The organism is Rhizobium sp. USDA 3886 (assembly GCF_056279785.1).
Genome location: NZ_JBWCDC010000001.1, coordinates 120,574 through 138,511 on the forward strand (window position 1 = coordinate 120,574; position 17,938 = coordinate 138,511).

13 protein-coding genes are annotated in these 17,938 nt (G+C 61.0%); 7 read left to right on the forward strand and 6 right to left on the reverse strand.

Features of this window, described 5'->3' with window-relative positions:
* The first annotated feature begins 1 nt into the window (after nt 1).
* From ACZ9BX_RS00620 to ACZ9BX_RS00630, 3 genes are all read left to right on the forward strand, one after another.
* Nucleotides 2-3,199: an efflux RND transporter permease subunit gene (locus ACZ9BX_RS00620; protein WP_476214979.1), complete on the forward strand. Its 3,198-nt coding sequence runs from the start codon at nt 2-4 to the stop codon at nt 3,197-3,199.
* A gap of 155 nt (nt 3,200-3,354) precedes the next feature.
* Nucleotides 3,355-5,139 (forward strand): IlvD/Edd family dehydratase, encoded by a 1,785-nt coding sequence (locus tag ACZ9BX_RS00625; protein ID WP_476214981.1) that lies wholly within the window; start codon nt 3,355-3,357, stop codon nt 5,137-5,139.
* A 130-nt stretch (nt 5,140-5,269) separates the two neighbouring features.
* Entirely contained in the window at nt 5,270-7,117 is a 1,848-nt protein-coding gene (locus ACZ9BX_RS00630) for a putative bifunctional diguanylate cyclase/phosphodiesterase (protein ID WP_476214983.1), read from the forward strand.
* Here the strand turns inward: ACZ9BX_RS00630 and ACZ9BX_RS00635 are convergent.
* The 4 genes from ACZ9BX_RS00635 to ACZ9BX_RS00650 all read right to left on the reverse strand — a co-directional run bounded on the left by ACZ9BX_RS00635 (nt 7,065) and on the right by ACZ9BX_RS00650 (nt 12,382).
* Nucleotides 7,065-8,081, reverse strand: a complete 1,017-nt coding sequence (locus tag ACZ9BX_RS00635; RefSeq protein WP_476214985.1) for an NAD-dependent epimerase — start codon at nt 8,079-8,081, stop codon at nt 7,065-7,067. The two genes, ACZ9BX_RS00630 and ACZ9BX_RS00635, sit on opposite strands and share 53 nt — an antisense overlap.
* 2 nt (nt 8,082-8,083) lie before the next feature.
* A complete protein-coding gene (locus ACZ9BX_RS00640; protein WP_476214987.1) occupies nt 8,084-9,400 on the reverse strand; it encodes a UDP-glucose dehydrogenase family protein in 1,317 nt (438 codons plus the stop codon).
* A gap of 94 nt (nt 9,401-9,494) precedes the next feature.
* The gene (locus ACZ9BX_RS00645) at nt 9,495-10,922 is read right to left on the reverse strand and encodes a mannose-1-phosphate guanylyltransferase/mannose-6-phosphate isomerase (RefSeq protein ID WP_476214989.1); all 1,428 of its coding nucleotides are present in this window, start codon (nt 10,920-10,922) and stop codon (nt 9,495-9,497) included.
* Nucleotides 10,923-10,954: 32 nt separating this feature from the next.
* The gene (locus ACZ9BX_RS00650; protein ID WP_476214991.1) at nt 10,955-12,382 is read right to left on the reverse strand and encodes a phosphomannomutase; all 1,428 of its coding nucleotides are present in this window, start codon (nt 12,380-12,382) and stop codon (nt 10,955-10,957) included.
* A 155-nt stretch (nt 12,383-12,537) separates the two neighbouring features.
* On the opposite strand from ACZ9BX_RS00650, the gene ung reads away from it, so the two are divergent.
* The 3 genes from ung (at nt 12,538) to ACZ9BX_RS00665 (ending at nt 14,932) form a co-directional block, all read left to right on the forward strand.
* A complete protein-coding gene (gene ung / locus ACZ9BX_RS00655; protein ID WP_086998221.1) occupies nt 12,538-13,239 on the forward strand; it encodes a uracil-DNA glycosylase in 702 nt (233 codons plus the stop codon).
* A gap of 140 nt (nt 13,240-13,379) precedes the next feature.
* On the forward strand, nt 13,380-14,312 hold the full coding sequence (locus ACZ9BX_RS00660) for a VOC family protein (protein ID WP_476219859.1): 933 nt from the start codon (nt 13,380-13,382) through the stop codon (nt 14,310-14,312).
* A gap of 11 nt (nt 14,313-14,323) precedes the next feature.
* Nucleotides 14,324-14,932 carry an alpha/beta hydrolase gene (locus ACZ9BX_RS00665; protein ID WP_086998224.1) on the forward strand — a complete coding sequence of 203 codons (609 nt, stop codon included), beginning with the start codon at nt 14,324-14,326 and terminating at the stop codon, nt 14,930-14,932.
* Here ACZ9BX_RS00665 and ACZ9BX_RS00670 read toward each other — a convergent pair whose 3' ends face one another.
* Nucleotides 14,933-15,775, reverse strand: a complete 843-nt coding sequence (locus ACZ9BX_RS00670) for a DUF6030 family protein (RefSeq protein ID WP_476214994.1) — start codon at nt 15,773-15,775, stop codon at nt 14,933-14,935.
* Nucleotides 15,776-16,176: 401 nt separating this feature from the next.
* On the opposite strand from ACZ9BX_RS00670, the gene ACZ9BX_RS00675 reads away from it, so the two are divergent.
* Complete coding sequence (locus ACZ9BX_RS00675) at nt 16,177-17,022, forward strand: GNAT family N-acetyltransferase (protein WP_476214996.1); 846 nt, start codon at nt 16,177-16,179, stop codon at nt 17,020-17,022.
* Here the strand turns inward: ACZ9BX_RS00675 and ACZ9BX_RS00680 are convergent.
* Nucleotides 17,019-17,936 carry a DMT family transporter gene (locus tag ACZ9BX_RS00680; protein ID WP_476214998.1) on the reverse strand — a complete coding sequence of 306 codons (918 nt, stop codon included), beginning with the start codon at nt 17,934-17,936 and terminating at the stop codon, nt 17,019-17,021. The genes ACZ9BX_RS00675 and ACZ9BX_RS00680 overlap by 4 nt on opposite strands.
* Between the last annotated feature and the right edge of the window lie 2 nt (nt 17,937-17,938).

Below are 17,938 nucleotides of genomic sequence, written 5' to 3' on the forward strand. Positions count from 1 at the left end.
AATGAACATCTCCAGATTTTTTGTGGACCGCCCGGTGTTTGCCGGCGTGCTTTCGGTCCTCATCCTCGTCGCCGGTCTGATCGGCTTGAGGGCACTGCCGATTTCCGAATATCCGGAGGTCGTGCCGCCGTCGATCGTCGTGCGTGCCACCTATCCAGGCGCCAACCCGGAAGTCATCGCACAGACGGTTGCCACACCGCTCGAAGAGCAGATCAATGGCGTGGAGGGCATGCTCTACATGTCCAGCCAGGCAACCTCCGACGGCGTCATGACGCTGACGGTGACCTTCAAGCTCGGCACCGACCCGGATAAGGCGCAGCAGCTCGTGCAGAACCGCGTCTCGCAGGCCGAACCCCGCCTGCCGGAAGAGGTGAAGAGCATCGGCATCACGACGGTCAAGAGTTCGCCGGACCTGATGATGGTCGTCAACCTGATCTCGCCGGACAACCGCTACGACATAACCTATCTGCGCAACTACGGCGTCCTCAACATTAAGGACCGCCTGGCGCGCATCGATGGCGTGGGCCAGGTCCAGGTCTTCGGTTCGGGCGACTATTCGATGCGCGTCTGGATCGATCCGCAGAGGGCTGCCGAGCATAACCTCGCCGCCAGTGATATCACCAATGCGATCCGCGAGCAGAACGTCCAAGCCGCTGCCGGTACGATCGGCGCTTCGCCGAGCCTGCCGGGCACCGATCTGCAGCTCAACGTGAACGCCCAGGGCCGCCTGCAGACGCCGGAGCAGTTCGGCAACATCATCGTCAAGACGGGCGCCAACGGCGAGATCACCCGGCTTAGCGATGTTGCGCGCGTCGAGCTCGGCGCTGCCGATTATTCGCTGCGCTCGATCCTCGACGGCAAGCCGGCGGTTGCCATTCCGGTCTTCCAGTCTCCGGGTTCCAACGCCATCACCATCTCGGACGAGGTCCAGAAGACGATGGAAGAGCTGAAGACCGCGATGCCGGACGGGGTCAGCTACGAGATCGTCTACGACACGACGAAGTTCGTTCGTTCGTCGATCGAGAAGGTCGTCGATACGCTGCTTGAAGCCATCGCGCTCGTCGTTCTTGTCGTGATCCTGTTCCTGCAGACATGGCGTGCCTCGATCATCCCGCTGATCGCCGTTCCGGTGTCGATCATCGGCACCTTTGCGGTGATGTACGTCTTCGGCTTCTCGATCAACGCACTCAGCCTCTTCGGCCTGGTGTTGGCGATCGGTATCGTGGTGGACGATGCGATCGTCGTCGTCGAAAACGTCGAGCGCAACATCGAGAATGGGCTCAGTCCGAGGGCTGCGACCTACAAGGCCATGAAGGAAGTTTCCGGTCCAATCATCGCGATCGCGCTGGTGCTCGTCGCGGTCTTCGTGCCGCTCGCCTTCATCAGTGGCCTGTCGGGTCAGTTCTATCGCCAGTTCGCGCTGACGATCGCGATCTCGACGGTTATCTCGGCCCTCAACTCGCTGACGCTGTCTCCGGCGCTGGCAGCGCTCTTGCTGCAGGATCACCACGCCAAGCGTGATTGGCTGACGCGCGGCATGGACTTCATCTTCGGCTGGTTCTTCCGCGGCTTCAACCGCGCCTTTGGTGCCGGTTCGAGGGGCTATAGCAAAGGTGTCGGTGGCCTGCTGTCGCGCAAGAGTATCGTCATGGTCATCTACCTGGCGCTGGCCGGTGCGACCTACGGCGTCTTCAATGCCGTTCCGGGTGGTTTCGTGCCGGCACAGGACAAACAATATCTGATCGGTTTTGCCCAGCTGCCGGATGCCGCAAGCCTTGACCGGACCGAAGACGTTATCAAGCGGATGAGCGATATCGCCATGGCCGAACCCGGCGTTGCCCACGCAATCGCCTTCCCGGGTCTGTCGATCAACGGCTTCACGAACTCCTCGAATGCCGGCATCGTCTTCGTGACGCTGAAGGATTTCGAGGAGCGTAAGTCGCCCGCACTTTCCGGCGGTGCGATTGCCATGTCCCTGAACCAGAAGTTCGGGGTCATCCAGGATGCCTTCATTGCGATGTTCCCGCCGCCGCCGGTCAACGGCCTCGGCACGACGGGCGGCTTCAAGATGCAGCTCGAAGACCGCGCCGGCCTCGGCTACCAGGCGCTCGATGAAGCCACCAAGGCTGTCATCGGCAAGGCTTATCAGACGCCTGAGCTAACCGGCATCTTCTCCGCCTACCAGATCAACGTTCCGCAGCTCTTTGCTGACCTCGATCGCGCGAAGGCCGAGCAGCTCGGCGTCTCCGTGACCGATGTCTTCGAAACACTGCAGATCTATCTGGGTTCGCTCTATGTCAACGACTTCAATGCCTTCGGCCGCACCTACAGCGTCCGCGTGCAGGCCGATGCGAAGTTCCGCGCCCAGGCGGACGACATCGGCCAGTTGAAGGTCCGTTCGGCATCGGGCCAGATGATCCCGTTGTCGGCGTTGCTGAAGGTCAGCGCGACGACCGGGCCGGAGCGGACCAACCGTTATAACGGTTTCCTCTCCGCCGATATCAACGGCGGTCCTGCTCCGGGCTTCTCCTCCGGCCAGGCTCAGGCCGCGATCGAAAAGATCGCCAACGAGACGCTGCCGAAGGGCATCAGCTTCGAGTGGACGGATCTGACCTATCAGCAGATCCTGGCGGGCAATTCCGGTGTACTGGTCTTCCCGCTGGCGCTGCTCCTGGTCTTCCTCGTGCTGGCCGCCCAGTATGAAAGCCTCACTTTGCCGCTTGCGATCATCATGATCGTGCCGATGGGTGTGCTGGCCGCCTTGACGGGTGTCTGGCTGACGGGTGGAGATAACAACATCTTCACCCAGATCGGCCTGGTGGTCCTTGTCGGTCTATCGGCGAAGAACGCGATCCTGATCGTGGAATTCGCCCGCGAACTGGAGTTCGAAGGCCGGACACCGGTTCAAGCGGCAATCGAGGCAAGCCGTTTGCGCCTTCGCCCGATCCTGATGACCTCCATGGCCTTCATCATGGGTGTCGTGCCGCTGGTGGTCTCCACGGGTGCGGGTGCGGAAATGCGCGCTGCCATGGGTGTCGCGGTCTTTGCCGGCATGATCGGCGTGACCTTCTTCGGCATCTTCATGACGCCGGTCTTCTACGTGCTGGTCCGTAAGCTGACGGGCAACCGTCCGCTGGTGCAGCACAACGACAACCATCCAGCGTCGGATGAAAATGTCATCCGGGTCGCGGCGGAATAAGCGGCAAACGCTGTCGAAATCAAAGGCGGGACATTTGGTCCCGCCTTTTTTATTTGCATGGCGGTGTCATGCGTCTATGTCTTTGATGAACGTACATCGGACGAACGGAGCCATCCGCCAGAGCGTACAAACATGCCCGTTAGGGGGAGGACAACATGACAGAGAACAAGCCACCGAAGCGCCGCCTACGTTCGCAGGACTGGTTCGACAATCCCGATCATATTGATATGACGGCGCTCTATCTCGAGCGCTTTATGAACTACGGCATCACGCCGGAAGAGCTGCGCTCCGGCAAGCCGGTCATCGGCATCGCCCAGAGCGGCAGTGATCTCACGCCCTGCAACAGGGTGCATGTCGAGCTTGCCAAGCGCGTGCGCGACGGCATCCGTGATGCGGGCGGCATTCCGATCGAGTTTCCAACGCATCCGATCTTCGAGAACTGCAAGCGTCCGACGGCGGCGCTCGACCGCAATCTCGCCTATCTCGGGCTTGTCGAAATCCTCTACGGCTATCCGCTCGACGGCGTCGTGCTGACGACCGGCTGCGACAAGACCACGCCTTCGGCAATCATGGCGGCGTCGACCGTGGATATCCCGGCGATCGTTCTTTCCGGCGGGCCGATGCTTGACGGCTGGCACGAGGGCGAACTGGCGGGCTCCGGAACCGTGATCTGGCGCATGCGGCGCAAATACGGTGCCGGCGAAATCGACAGGGAAGAGTTCCTTCAGGCAGCGCTCGATTCCGCACCGTCCGTCGGCCACTGCAATACGATGGGCACGGCCTCGACGATGAACGCGCTGGCCGAAGCGCTCGGCCTTTCGCTGACGGGATGCGGCGCCATTCCGGCTGCTTACCGGGAGCGCGGCCAGATGGCCTACCGCACCGGGCGGCGCGCCGTCGAGATTGTGTTCGAGGACCTGAGGCCGTCGGACATCCTGACGCGCGAGGCTTTCCTCAACGCCATCCGTACCAATTCGGCGATCGGCGGTTCGACCAATGCGCAGCCGCATCTCGCGGCAATGGCGAAACATGCGGGTGTCGAGCTCCACCCCGAGGACTGGCAAGTCCATGGTTTCGATATCCCGCTGCTTGCGAATGTGCAGCCGGCTGGCGCCTATCTCGGCGAGCGTTATCACAGGGCAGGCGGCACGCCGGCTATCATGTGGGAGTTGCTGCAGGTCGGTAAGCTCGACGGCAACTGTCGCACGGTGACAGGCCGGACCATGGCCGAGAATCTGGAAGGCCGGGAGGCGAGCGACCGCGAGGTCATCCGGCCGTTTGCGAAACCTCTCAAGGAGCGGGCGGGCTTCCTCGTTCTTAAGGGCAACCTCTTCGATTTCGCGATCATGAAGATGAGCGTGGTCTCGGACGAGTTCCGCGCGCGTTATCTTCAGGAGGCCGGGCGCGAGGGCGTATTCCAGGGGAAGGCTGTCGTCTTCGACGGCTCGGAGGACTATCACAAGCGCATCAACGATCCTTCGCTCGGTATCGATGAGAATACCATTCTCGTTATCCGCGGGGCGGGACCGATCGGCTGGCCGGGGTCAGCCGAGGTCGTCAACATGCAGCCGCCGGACCACCTCCTCAAACGCGGCATCAGTAGCCTGCCGACGATCGGCGACGGCCGCCAGTCCGGCACGGCGGACAGTCCTTCGATCCTCAACGCCTCGCCGGAAAGCGCCGCGGGCGGCGGTCTCGCCTGGCTTCGCTCCGGCGACATCATCCGGATCGATTTCAATCACGGCCGCTGCGACATGCTGGTCGACGACGCAGAGATCGAACGCCGGAAAGGTGATGGGATTCCGCCGGTGCCGGCCGATGCCACGCCGTGGCAGCGAATATACCGCCGGTCGGTCAATCAGCTTTCGGAAGGGGCCGTGCTTGAAGGGGCGGCAGACTTCCGCCAGATTGCAAAGGTTCCGCCACGTCACAACCATTAGGGGACACTCCCTACGGAAGTAAGAAAGGGTTCACCTCGTAACTAGTTCGGGAATTCGTAAAAGGCTTCGTTAATGTGGGTTTGAGACGGTATTATAACTTCTCGCATCTGCTCAAGACTGAGACACCGAATTGCCGAAAAAAACACCGACCCGGTCGGAACAGGAATTCCAGAATCTGTTAAGGCGCCTCGAGCTTGCGCTCGACGCGTCGCAGATCGGCGTTTGGGAGCATAATGTGCGCACCAACCAGATCCTGTGGGATGCGCAGATGCATCGGCTCTATCAAACGGGCGAGACCATGTGTGTCGTTCCGACATCGATTTGGTGCGATGCGATCCATCCGGACGACCGGCAACGCGCAGTGCAGGAATTCGAGGAGGCGGTCGCCCGGCGCGGTGCCTACAATTCCGAATTTCGCATCATCCTGCCAAGCGGCGAAATCCGGCATTTGCGCTCGCGGGCGCATTTCTACGTCAGCGAGGAGGGCGCTCCCTCGTTCATCGGCGCTGAGTGGGACGTCACGGCGGACGTCATGTTGAACGCCGAGCTGAAGAGCCAACGACAGGTCGCCGAGGCGCGGGCAAGGGCGCTTGAAGAAAGCAACGCGCGCATCGAATATGCGGCCGAGCACGATTATTTGACCGGGCTGCCCAACCGCCGCCTGTTCGACAGGCGGTTTACCGAACTGCATGCCGATAAGTCGAACTCGACGCTTGCCATCCTTCACCTTGGCCTAGACCAGTTCAAGCAGATCAACGACAGCTATGGCCACGCTGCAGGCGACGCCGTTCTGCGCGCGGCAGCGCTGCGGATTACGGCCGCCGTTCCGGGAAGCAGCCTCGTCGCGCGGGTTGGCGGCGATGAATTCGTCGTTCTGCTCTGGAATTTCGCAGGTGTCGAAGAACTCACCCGCATTGCGGCGGATGTGCAGCAGCGGCTGCGCAAGAAGATCCGGTTCGGCCAGGAACTGCTGCAGTCCGGCACGTCAATCGGCATATCATGGAACACCGGCCGGCGGACGCGCAATCTGTTCGCCGAGTCCGATCTTGCGCTTTATCAGGCGAAGAAACTCGGCTTGAACCGCATCGAATTCTTTACCCGGCAGTTGCAGGACGAGCTGCTCGGCAAACGGCGCCTCGCCGAAGAGCTGAAGCGCGGCCTGGAGCGCGGAGAGATCGTCCCTTATTACCAAGTGCAATATGACGCCAGGACGCGCGCGATTTCCGGCCTCGAAGCGCTTGCCCGCTGGCTTCATCCGGAAAGAGGCTTGCTGTCGCCTGCTGCGTTCCTGAAGATTGCGGAAGAAAGTGGACTTTCGGCAGACATCGACGAAACAATCCTCAGGAAGGCGCTGGATGATCGCCGCCATTGGCAGGATCGGGGCGCCGCTGTTCCGCGCATAGCGGTCAACATTTCCAGCGCGCGGCTGTTCGATCCGGCGCTGCTCGATGGCCTCCGGGCGATGGAGGTTCCTCCTAGCGAATTCGCTTTCGAGCTGGTGGAGACGATCTTTCTCGACGATCCCGATGAGAGGCTGCTGAGCAATATCGATCAGATCAAACAGATGGGCATCGATATCGAGATCGATGATTTCGGCTCGGGGCACGCCTCACTAATCGGGTTAGCAAAGCTGCGCCCAACACGCTTGAAACTCGACCGGCAGTTGGTGACCGACATCGTCGAATCCGAGGAACAACACCGTGTCGTCAGTTCCATCATCGACATCGCCAAGGCGCTCAATGTCGGCGTGATCGCGGAAGGCGTTGAAACGGAGGGCCACGCTGAAGCGTTGACGCAGCTCGGCTGCGACATGCTGCAGGGTTATGCACTCGGCTATCCGATGCCAGCTGCGGAGATCGGCAAGCTCATTTCGCCGACTGGCCGAATTCCGGTCAAATCGGGTGCGGGCGGACGAACGCTGGGGGTTACGATTCCAGCTCCCGGCGGGCTTCCAGATACCATTCGACAAAAGCTCTGATGCCGGTTTCGAGCGTCGTGTCCGGTTTGTATCCCGTCAGGGCGACAAGCAGGTCCGGGCTTGCGAAGGTGCGCGGCACGTCACCCTTCTGCATCGGCAGCATCTTGCGCTGCGCCGGCTGGCCGAGCGCTCTCTCCACGGTCTCCACGAAGTCCATGAGGCTGACCGGCTGACCGCCGCCGATATTGACGATGCGGAACGGGGCCTGGCGGGAGAGCGTCTCGACCTTCTCGTCGGCGACGCGGTTTTCCTCCGAGGGCGTGATCGTGGAAAGTCGCACGATCGACTCGACGAGGTCGTCGATATAGGTGAAATCGCGGCTCATCTTGCCTTCGCCGTAGATTTCGATCGGCTGGTCTTCCAGCATGCTCTTCACGAACTTGAAGAGCGCCATGTCCGGGCGGCCCCAGGGACCATAGACGGTGAAGAAACGGAAGGCGGTCGTCGGCACCTTGTATAGATGCGCATAACTGTGCGCCATCAGCTCCATCGACTTCTTGGTCGCGGCGTAGACCGTCAGGGGTTCGTCGGCCCTGTCGGTCTCATGGAAGGGAACGGAGGGATTCGCACCATAGATCGAAGAGGTCGAGGCCAGCATTAGATGCTGCACCTTATGGCGCTCCGCGGTTTCCAGGATATTCCACGAGCCTTCGACGTTCGAGCTCAGATAGGCGCGAGGATTTTCGAGACTGTAGCGGACGCCGGCCTGGGCCGCGAGGTGGATCAGGACGTCCGGCTTTGCCTGGCTGACCGCGTCCTCCAGCGCCTTCTGATCTTCAAGCATGGCGACCACCGGCTTGAAGGTGGGGAACTGGGCCAGAGCCGCATGCCGCATGTGCTTGAGCTTGACGTTGTAATACGGGGTCAGGCCGTCGAAACCGGTAACCCGATGCCCATCCTGCAACAGGCGCCGCGCGAGGTGAAAGCCGATGAAGCCTGCGGTGCCTGTTATGAAGTAATGCATTTCTATCTCTTCTCCGTCTTCTTACCGACGGCGAAGTGGCTGAAGCCGTGACGCGTGATTTCGGTGACAGGATAGACATTTCGCAAGTCCACGACCACGGGATTCTTCATCGTGGTCTTCAGGCGCTTGAAGTCGAGCGCACGGAATTCATCCCATTCGGTAACGAGCACGATGGCGTCGGCGCCTTCGGCGATTTCATAAGGGTCCGTGCCGTAAGTGACAGGGCCAAGCATTTCCTTGGCCGCTTCCATGCCTTCTGGATCGTAGGCGTGAACGGTGGCGCCGCCGTCGAGCAATGCCTGGATAATGGTGATCGACGGCGCATCGCGCATGTCGTCGGTGTTCGGCTTGAAGGTCAGGCCGAGCACGGCGATCTTCTTGCCGCGCACGCTGCCGCCGCAGGCGGCGATTACCTTGCGGCCCATGGCCCGCTTGCGGTTGTCGTTGATCGCCACCGTCGTTTCGATGAGGCGCATCGGGCTGTCATAATCCTGGGCGGTCTTGACGAGCGCCAGCGTGTCCTTCGGAAAGCACGAGCCGCCATAGCCGGGACCCGCATGCAGGAACTTGTCGCCGATGCGTTTGTCCATACCGATGCCCTTGGCAACCTTCTGCACGTCCGCGCCGATCTGCTCGCAAAGATCGGCGATTTCGTTGATGAAGGTGATCTTCATGGCGAGGAAGGCGTTGGCGGCGTACTTGATCAGCTCCGACGTGCGGCGCTCGCAGAAATAAAGCGGTGCTTCGTTGAGGTAAAGCGGCCGGTAGACTTCGCGCATCACTTCCGTGGCGCGTGCATCTTCCGTGCCGATGACAATGCGGTCGGGGCGCTTGAAATCGGTGATGGCAGCACCTTCGCGGAGGAATTCCGGGTTGGAGACGACGGCGATATCCTTGCCGGGGAACTCCTCGCGGAAGATGCGCTCGATCTCATCGCCGGTGCCGACGGGAACAGTGGATTTCGTCACGACGACCGTGAAGCCGCTGACGGCGGCGGCAATCTCGCGTGCTGCAGCATAGACGTAACTCAGGTCGGCATGGCCGTCGCCGCGGCGCGACGGCGTGCCGACTGCGATGAAAACGACATCGGCGTCTGCGACCGGTGCAGCGAGGTCTTTGGAGAAATCGAGGCGACCGGCGGCCCGGTTATGTTCGATGATGGCATCGAGGCCCGGCTCGAAGATCGGCACTTCACCGCGCTCAAGGGCATCGATCTTCGCTTCGGATTTATCGACGCAGGTGATGTGGTGGCCGAAATCCGCAAGGCAGGCACCCGAGACGAGACCGACATAGCCCGAACCAATCATAACAATGCGCATAGGATAACCTTCATGAAAACGATCGCGGCCTACCGGCGGCAAAACGCGATCGTGTTACAGGCGCACCGTTATAAATTCAAGACAGCGCCAGTTCTCAGCTGCGCCCAAACTCGTCGACGATGCGGATGATATCGTCCTCGCCGAGGTAGGAGCCGGTCTGCACCTCGATCAGTTCGAGCATGATCTTGCCCGGGTTTGCCAGGCGGTGCACCTCGCCGAGCGGGATATAGACCGACTCGTTTTCCCGCAGCATCTGTACATTCTCGCCGATCGTCACCTCGGCCGTGCCCTTGACGACGATCCAGTGTTCCGAGCGGTGGTGATGCTTTTGCAGCGACAGCTTCTTGCCGGGTGTCACGAAGATGCGCTTCACCTGGAAGCGGTCGCCGTTGAAGATCGAGGTATAGCCGCCCCAAGGCCGGTACGAGGTCGGATGGGTCTCGGTCAGTTTCGACGTCGCGGGCAGGGCGGCGAGGGTCTTGACGAGGTCGCCGACGCTCTGGCTGTCCTGCAGCTTCCCGACATAGACGGCATCTTCGCTGGCGATTACCGCGACATCCTCCATCCCCTGAACGGCTAGATGCACGCCGTGGCTCATCACCAGCGAGTTGCGGCTGTTGACGAGCGTCGTGTTGGCGGTCGCGACGTTGCCGTTCGGGTCGCGTGTCCCGGTTTTCCAGACGGAATCCCAGCTGCCGAGATCCGACCACTTGAAGGGCGAGGGCACGACGGCGGCATTGGCCGTCTTTTCCATGATCGCATAGTCGATCGAGATGTTGGGGGCCGTTGCGAAGGATTTGGCGTCGAGACGGGTGAAGTCGAGATCGCGGGCGGCCTTCGCGACGGCGTCTCCTGCCGCTATCATGACGTCCGGGGCATAGTTGCGCATCTCGGCCAGGAGTGAAGACACCTGGAACATGAACATGCCGGAATTCCAGTAGAAGCCGCCGGCAGCCACCATGTCTTTCGCCTTGTCTGAAGGCGGCTTTTCGATGAAGCGCCTCACTGTCTGCGCGCCGGTCGGAAGGTTTTCGCCGCCTTCGATATAGCCGTAACCGGTTGCTGGTTCGGACGGCTGGATGCCGAACGTCACGAGCTTGCCGCTGGCGGCCGTTTCCCGTGCCATGCGCACGCTGTCGAAATAGCTCTCGTCGGCGACGATCTCATAGTCCGAGCCGAGCACATGCATGATCGCGTCCTTGCCGAAAAGGTCGGCAACGAGGGCGGCAGCGGCGGCAACGGCAGGTGCGGTGTTGCGGGCCACCGGCTCCAGCAGGATTGCCTTCAGCGTATGATCGAGTTCGCGGGCCTGTTCGGCAACGAGAAAGCGGAATTCCTCATTGGTCAGCACGATCGGCGCTTCGTAGAGGGCCGGGTCGGAGACGCGGGCGAGCGTTTCCTGGAACAGCGTCTTGTCGCCGATGAACTGGATGAATTGCTTGGGCGCGGCAGCGCGCGACAGCGGCCACAGGCGCGTGCCCTTGCCTCCTGCCATGATCACGGGAACGATCTTTTGCGTCATCGGGTGTGTTTCCTCAAATCTTCTGTCTTCAATCAATTCTGTCCGGCCCAGTGCGTGATCCGGTTCAGTCCGGCGTCAAGCAGCTGGCTCGCGGCCTGTTCGGTTTCCGCTTCGACATAGCAGCGCATCTCCGGCGCGTTGCCCGAGGGACGGAAATGGATGATGCGCTTGTCGGCCAGCGTGACGCGCAAGCCATCGATATCGCTTGCTGTGAAGGGCTTGCCAATAGGCTTCAGGAATTCGGCGAGGTTTTCCAGCGAGGCGCGCAAATAGGCCATCAGCCGTGCGCTCGTCTCGACCGGGAAGTTCTCCAGCCGGTCGGCCGCCGCGACCGGAAGTTTGTAGGAACCGGCAATCGCAGACAGCGGCTTCTTCTGTGCCGCCGCCAGCGAAAGGACCGCCAGGATCGGCAGGAAGCAGTCGCGTGTCGGCAATGCCTCCAGCGTCTTGCCGTTGATGGCGAAATCCGAACCGATCAGCAGGCCGCCATTGGCTTCAAAGCCCATCACGCGGTCCATGCCTGCGGAGATCGCCTCCTGCATGCCGGCGATGACGAAGGGCGAGCCGACACGCGTGCGGATGACGTTGAAAGAGCCGGCCGTCTCGATGCCGGAGTTGGAGGTAACGGGCGTTACGACGGTGCCGGCGTTCAGAAAATTCGCAGCGATGAGCCCGAGCAGGTCGCCGCGCAGCGGAGCGCCGGTCTCGTCCGCCGCCAAAGGCCGGTCGCCGTCGCCATCGGCCGAAACGAGCGCATCAAGTGTCAGGGACTGTGCCCAATCCTTCAGGAACGCGATAGTTTCCGCCGAAACGGCTTCGGTATCCACGGGGATGAATGTCTCCGACCGTCCAAGCGCGATGGCTTCGGCTCCGTAATGCGACAGCAGCCGCACCATCATGTCGCGGGCAACCGTACTGTGCTGATAGACGCCGATCTTCAGGCCGGAAAGGGCATTTGGAGGCAGGATGCCGGCGTTACGCGCCATGAAGGATTCGGCGCATTCGCCGGACCTGTCCTCAATTTCTGCTTTGCCTGCCATTACGCCTTCGGGCAGGGGGCGGTCGAGCTTGGCTGCAAGATCGGATATCGCCGCTTCGTCCGCCTTATCGATCTCGCCATCGGGCCGGTAGAATTTGATGCCGTTGCGGTCCGCCGGGATGTGCGAGCCGGTGATCATCAGGCTGGCGGCCTTGTTGCGCGATCCGTAGAGCGCGAGCGCCGGTGTCGGAACGGTGCCGCAGTCGGCGACCCTGAAGCCCAGTCCGGTCAGCGCGAGAGCACAGGTCTCAGCGATCGCAGGGCTGGAATCGCGGAAGTCGCGGCCGAGCAGGACGAGATCGCCTTCTTTTGCGTGGCCGCTTTCAAGAAGATACTGCCCGAACGCTGTCGCATAGACAGTCGACGCCCGGCCTTTCAGATCGGTGGAAAGGCCGCGCAGGCCGCTTGTTCCAAATTTCATCCGTGTTAAGCCTTTGCTGACGCTTGCTTTCCTGCGCGAATTATCACCAGTCTGACGATACTTCGTAAATTTTGGCCGCGATAGGTGACTAAAATATTCTACACCTCCCTTTTCAAGGCAAATCCATCAACCCTTCGGTGGAACGAGGACGATCGATGAGCGAACAGACCATCGCGCTCGAAGAAAGCTGGAAGGCGGCGCTCGCGTCTGAATTTTCCAGTCCCTACATGCAGCAGCTCAAGGATTTCCTGCTGGTGCAGAAGCGGAGCGGCAAGCGTATCTTCCCCAAGGGGTCGGAGTATTTTCGCGCGCTCGATCTCACGCCGCTCGCCGAAGTGAAGGTCGTCATTCTCGGGCAGGACCCCTATCACGGTCTCGGGCAGGCGCATGGGCTCTGCTTCAGCGTTCGCCCAGGCGTGCGCATCCCGCCCTCGCTGGTCAATATCTACAAGGAGATGGAAACCGATCTCGGCATCAAGCCGCCGCGGCACGGCTTCCTGGAGCATTGGGCGCGGCAGGGCGTGTTGCTGCTGAACAGCGTTCTGACCGTCGAGGAGGCGCAGGCCGCATCGCATCAGGGCAAGGGCTGGGAGCGCTTCACCGATGCGGTGATCCGCAAGGTCAACGAGGAATGCGAGTCCGTCGTCTTCATGCTCTGGGGTTCCTATGCACAACGAAAGGCCGCTTTTGTCGACACCTACCGCCATCTTGTCCTGAAAGCGCCGCATCCGTCGCCGCTTTCGGCGCATAACGGCTTTTTCGGATGCAGGCATTTTTCGAAGGCGAACGCTTTTCTGCAGTCTCACGGCCGTGCGCCCGTCGACTGGGAATTACCTGCCAATCCGCAGGATATCTAGCTTTTTCTGAACGCCTCCGGATCGGCGTTCAACAAAAGGAGACAATGCGTTTTGATCTCCCGGACTATTCCAAAACGCTCGAAGCGATCATCTATGACCCATCAAAGGCTCGCCGTCGCGGGCAAGAAAGGGGTCTCGACATGCTCAACCAGATCAAGGGCCTGCACCATGTCACATCGATGGCGGAGGACGCTGGCACAAATAATCAGTTCTTCACGAACGCGCTCGGCCTGCGCCGCGTCAAGAAGACCGTGAACTTCGATGCGCCCGACGTCTATCATCTCTATTATGGCGACGAGATCGGTTCGCCGGGCTCAATCATGACCTATTTCCCGTTTCCCAAGATGGCGCAGGGCCGTCCAGGCACCGGCGAGGTGGGCACGACCGTCTTCTCCGTTCCCGAGGGTTCGCTCGGCTTCTGGAGCGACCGGCTCGCCAAAGTCGGCACCGGCGGTCTCAAGGCCGACGAGAGCTTCGGCCAGAAGCGGTTGAGCTTTGCGGGTCCCGATGGCGACGGCTTCGCGCTTGTCGAGGTCAGGGACGACGGCCGCCAGCCATGGACGCATGGCGGCATCAGCGAGGATTACGCCATCCGCGGTTTCCACTCCGTTGCCATGCGCCTTCGCGATGAGGGTGCGACGTCCGAACTCCTGAAATTCATGGGCTATGAAGTCCAGGAGGAGAAGGACGGCGTGAAGCGCTTGGTGATGCCGGGCGGAAATGGCGCGCATCTGGTCGATCTCGAAACGATGCCGAATGTTTCCCGTGCGCTGCCGGGTGCCGGCTCCGTGCACCACGTCGCCTTTGCCGTCGAAAACCGCGAGAAGCAGCTCGAAGTCCGCAAGGCCCTCGTGGATACGGGCTACCAGGTGACACCGGTTATCGACCGCGATTATTTCTGGGCGATCTATTTCCGCACGCCGGGCGGCATTCTCTTCGAGGTCGCCACCAACGAACCCGGCTTCGACCGGGATGAAGACACGGCTCATCTCGGCGAGGCGCTGAAGCTGCCGCAGCAACATGCGCATCTGCGGCAGCTGATCGAACAGCACTTGCCGCCGCTCGAAGCATAAGGGGCAGACCGATGAACGACCACAGCTATGTGCATCGGCTGTACGCCGGTGCACCGGGAAAACCTATCCTCTTCGTGCTGCACGGCACCGGAGGCGACGAAAACCAGTTCTTCGATTTCGGACGGCGGCTGCTGCCCGATGCGACGATCGTCTCTCCCCGCGGCGACGTTTCGGAACACGGCGCGGCACGCTTTTTCAAGCGCACCGGCGAGGGCGTCTACGACATGGACGATCTTGCCAGGGCCACGCGGAAGATGGCGGCTTTCGTCAAGGACATGACGGTCGATCACGGCGCGTCGCACATCCTGGGCATCGGCTTTTCCAACGGCGCGAACATCCTCGCGAATGTGCTGATCGAAAATGGGTTGTTTGATGCGTCGGCGCTCATGCATCCGCTGATCCCGTTCCAGCCGAAGCCGAATCCGGAGCTTGAAGGCCGCAAGGTGCTGATCACGGCGGGCGAACGTGATCCGATCTCTCCGGTCGGGCTGACCCAAGCGCTCGCCGTCTATTTCGCCGGGCAGGGGGCGGCGACCTGGACAGAGTGGCACCAGGGCGGGCATGACATCCGCCCGAACGAGATCGACGCCGTGCGGCGTTTCTTCGAGCCGTATTTCTAACTAGCGGAAGATTGGCGGCAGTGCTTCCGAGACCTCTTTGTCCGGCGCGGGCATCCAGCGTCCCGTCGAAAAATAGGCCCTCGTCCGCGTCTGCGGACCGGGTGCTGCCTTGATCGTCAAGATAAAGTTGAAGCTGTTCTCGCTGCTGAATTCGCGGGAGAAGACTACACTTGCGCCAAAACCTTCCGCCCTGACATCCTTCAGCTCGCCGATCGCGCTCAAGGCATCATGAAAATCCGGCCAGTGCGGTTGTGCGAGCACCGTTTCGAAAACGCGCATGAAAGACGGATCGAGCCGGCCCGCGCTATCCGTCACCGGCCCGACGATCTTGGCGCGCATGTTGGAAATCGCGCCTTTGCGATCTCCGCGAATGATTAGAAACACCGAACTCAGCGGGCGCTCCCCATCTTCCTTGTAGACCTCTTGAAAAGAGCATTCATAGGCGCTGCTGCCCATGGCGGAGGCACGCCATGAGGTCATCTCTATGCCTGCCTTGCGCAACGTTTCACACATGTCCGGTCCGGACACCCGCCAGGTCCGCAGGAAATTTCCGGCGAGTTCGGGCTGCGGAACATCGATCAGCCTCGGCGGGATCTTGACCGACTGCAGTGGAGCAGGCGTTGCAACCTCTACCAGCGGCGGCGGCGGTTGCTGGACCTTTTGCGGATTGAGATCGTAGCCCAACAAAGGTGTCAGGGCACGTAGATGGCGCATGTCGTTGGATAGCAGGACCGTGCCGGCAACGAGCGAGATCGAAAGCGCGAGCATCAGCCACAGTGCTGCACGGCGCTTGCGGCGCCGCGGCGGCGTTTTCATGTCGAGGCCGGACGGTTGTGTGGCCAAGGCTTTCACTCGTTGCAGATGCGCCACTGTAGACAGCATGCTTCAGGTTTCTCTTGCAACCAAATTGATCGCTGGGAGTGCTATATTAGTAAAGAATTCACTCCGTTTGCGCTAGGACGGCCAGAAGCGGCCACGCGAACCAATCTGCGGTACCGGCAAAGAGGTGCTGTCATTCAGGCTTTGCTGCTTCTACGAAGTAATTCTCTTGAGATTTCAACGGCGTTGCTTCATGATAATTGCGATGCGAAGATTTTCGTGTCGTGCCTTATGACGATCGATGCAGATCGTTTCAGCAATGAACATGTTTCTTCGCGCCCAGCAGCGATGCTGTGGTTCAGGCTTTAGCGTTTTTGGATATTCTCCCCTGCAAACTTGAGGCAGGGTTTGCTTGGGAAGGTTGCATGAGTTCGGAATTTGCGGTTCGCGCGATGCGGCCGGGTGAGTTAGAGCTTGTGCTCGAGTGGGCAAGGCAAGAGGGGTGGAATCCAGGACTCGACGATTCGCTCGCTTTCCAGGAGGCCGACCCGTCCGGCTTTTTCGTTGGTGCTGTCGGTGAAGTCCCGGTAGGCTCCATTTCGGTGGTGAAGTACGGCGAAGGCTTGGCGTTTCTCGGCCTCTATATCGTCCATCCAGATTTCCGGGGCAAAGGCTACGGCAGGGCGCTCTGGAAGGCCGGTGTGGCGTCCGCGGCAGACCGCACGATCGGTCTCGACGGTGTCCCCGCACAGCAGGAGAATTATCGCAAGGCAGGCTTCGAACCCGCCTATACCACGGTGCGGTACGGCGGCGTTCCGAAGACGTTGCCCCAGTCTTCGCTCTTGGCGCATCCGGTCTCCGACAAGCTGGACGGGCTGTTCCGTTACGACGCCTCGATTTTCACTGAACCGCGCAATGCGTTCGTTGCCGCCTGGTGCAAGAGGCGTCGCGGACGCAAGACCGTGATCGTGCGCAAGAGCGGCAAGATCCGCGGCTATGCCACGATCCGCCGCTGCTATGAGGGCTACAAGATCGGGCCGCTTTTTGCCGCCGATGCCGAGACCGCAGCTGCGCTGCTTGCCGAATTACTGCCGGAGGCCGGCGGCGAGCCGGTGTTCATCGATGTCCCCGCCGCCAACAGGGAAGCGCTCGCGCTGGCCGAAAGCCTGGGTCTCGAACCGGTATTCGAGACGGCGCGCATGTATCGCGGCGCCGCCCCTCATATGCCGCTGAAGAATGTCTATGGCGTCACGACGCTGGAGCTCGGCTAGTCCATAGGCGAAGCGGAGACGGTTTGGGTCGAAAGCTTTGGACGGCCCCTTTCAGCGATTGCAATGCCTCCCAGCGTCAGCACCAGCGAGACGATATGGAAGAGCTGCAACGTCTCGCCGAGCAGCAGCACGGATAGAAGCGTGCCGAAAACCGGGACGAGATTGATGAAGAGCCCGGCCCGGTTGGCGCCGATCCATTCCACGCCTTTGATATAGAGGATCTGCGCAACCAGCGAGGCGAAGATCGCGGTGTAGAACGTGATGATCCAGCCTTTGCCGTCCGGAAGCTGCGCATTGCCCGCCGCACTTTCCCAAAGCAGCAGTGGCAGCGACGTCAGCGCCGCCGCAAGCGCGGGAAACGCCATGAGCGTGCGCCAGTCAACAGGCGGCTTCCAGCGCAGGAAGATCGTGTAGATCGAATAGGCTGCGACCGCCACCAGCATTAAGGCGTCGCCGCGATTGAGGCTGAGCCTGAGCAGCGTTGCGAGGTCGCCGTGCGCGGCGGTCAAGGCAACGCCGACGAGCGTCATGCCGAAGCCGGCGACCTGTGCCGCCGAAACGCCGGTGCGGAAGAAAACCAGATTGAGCAGGAAGATGAGCATCGGGATGCCGGCCTGCTCGATCGCGACGTTGATGGCGGTGGTGTATTTCACAGCCGAGTAAAGCATGGCGTTGAAGAGCGTATAGCCGACCATGCCGTAGAAAAGGAGCAGGGGCAGCTTCTTGCGGACAATCGGCCAGTCCCTCTTGAGCTGTGGAAGCGACACTGCGGCGATGAGCGCGGTCGCAAGCGTCCAACGCAAGAAAGTCAGCGTCATGGGGCTGACATGGCCGAGCGCGAGTTTCCCGGCAACTGTGTTTCCGCCCCAGCACAGCGTCGCAATGACGAGACAAATATAGGCCGTGATATGCAAGG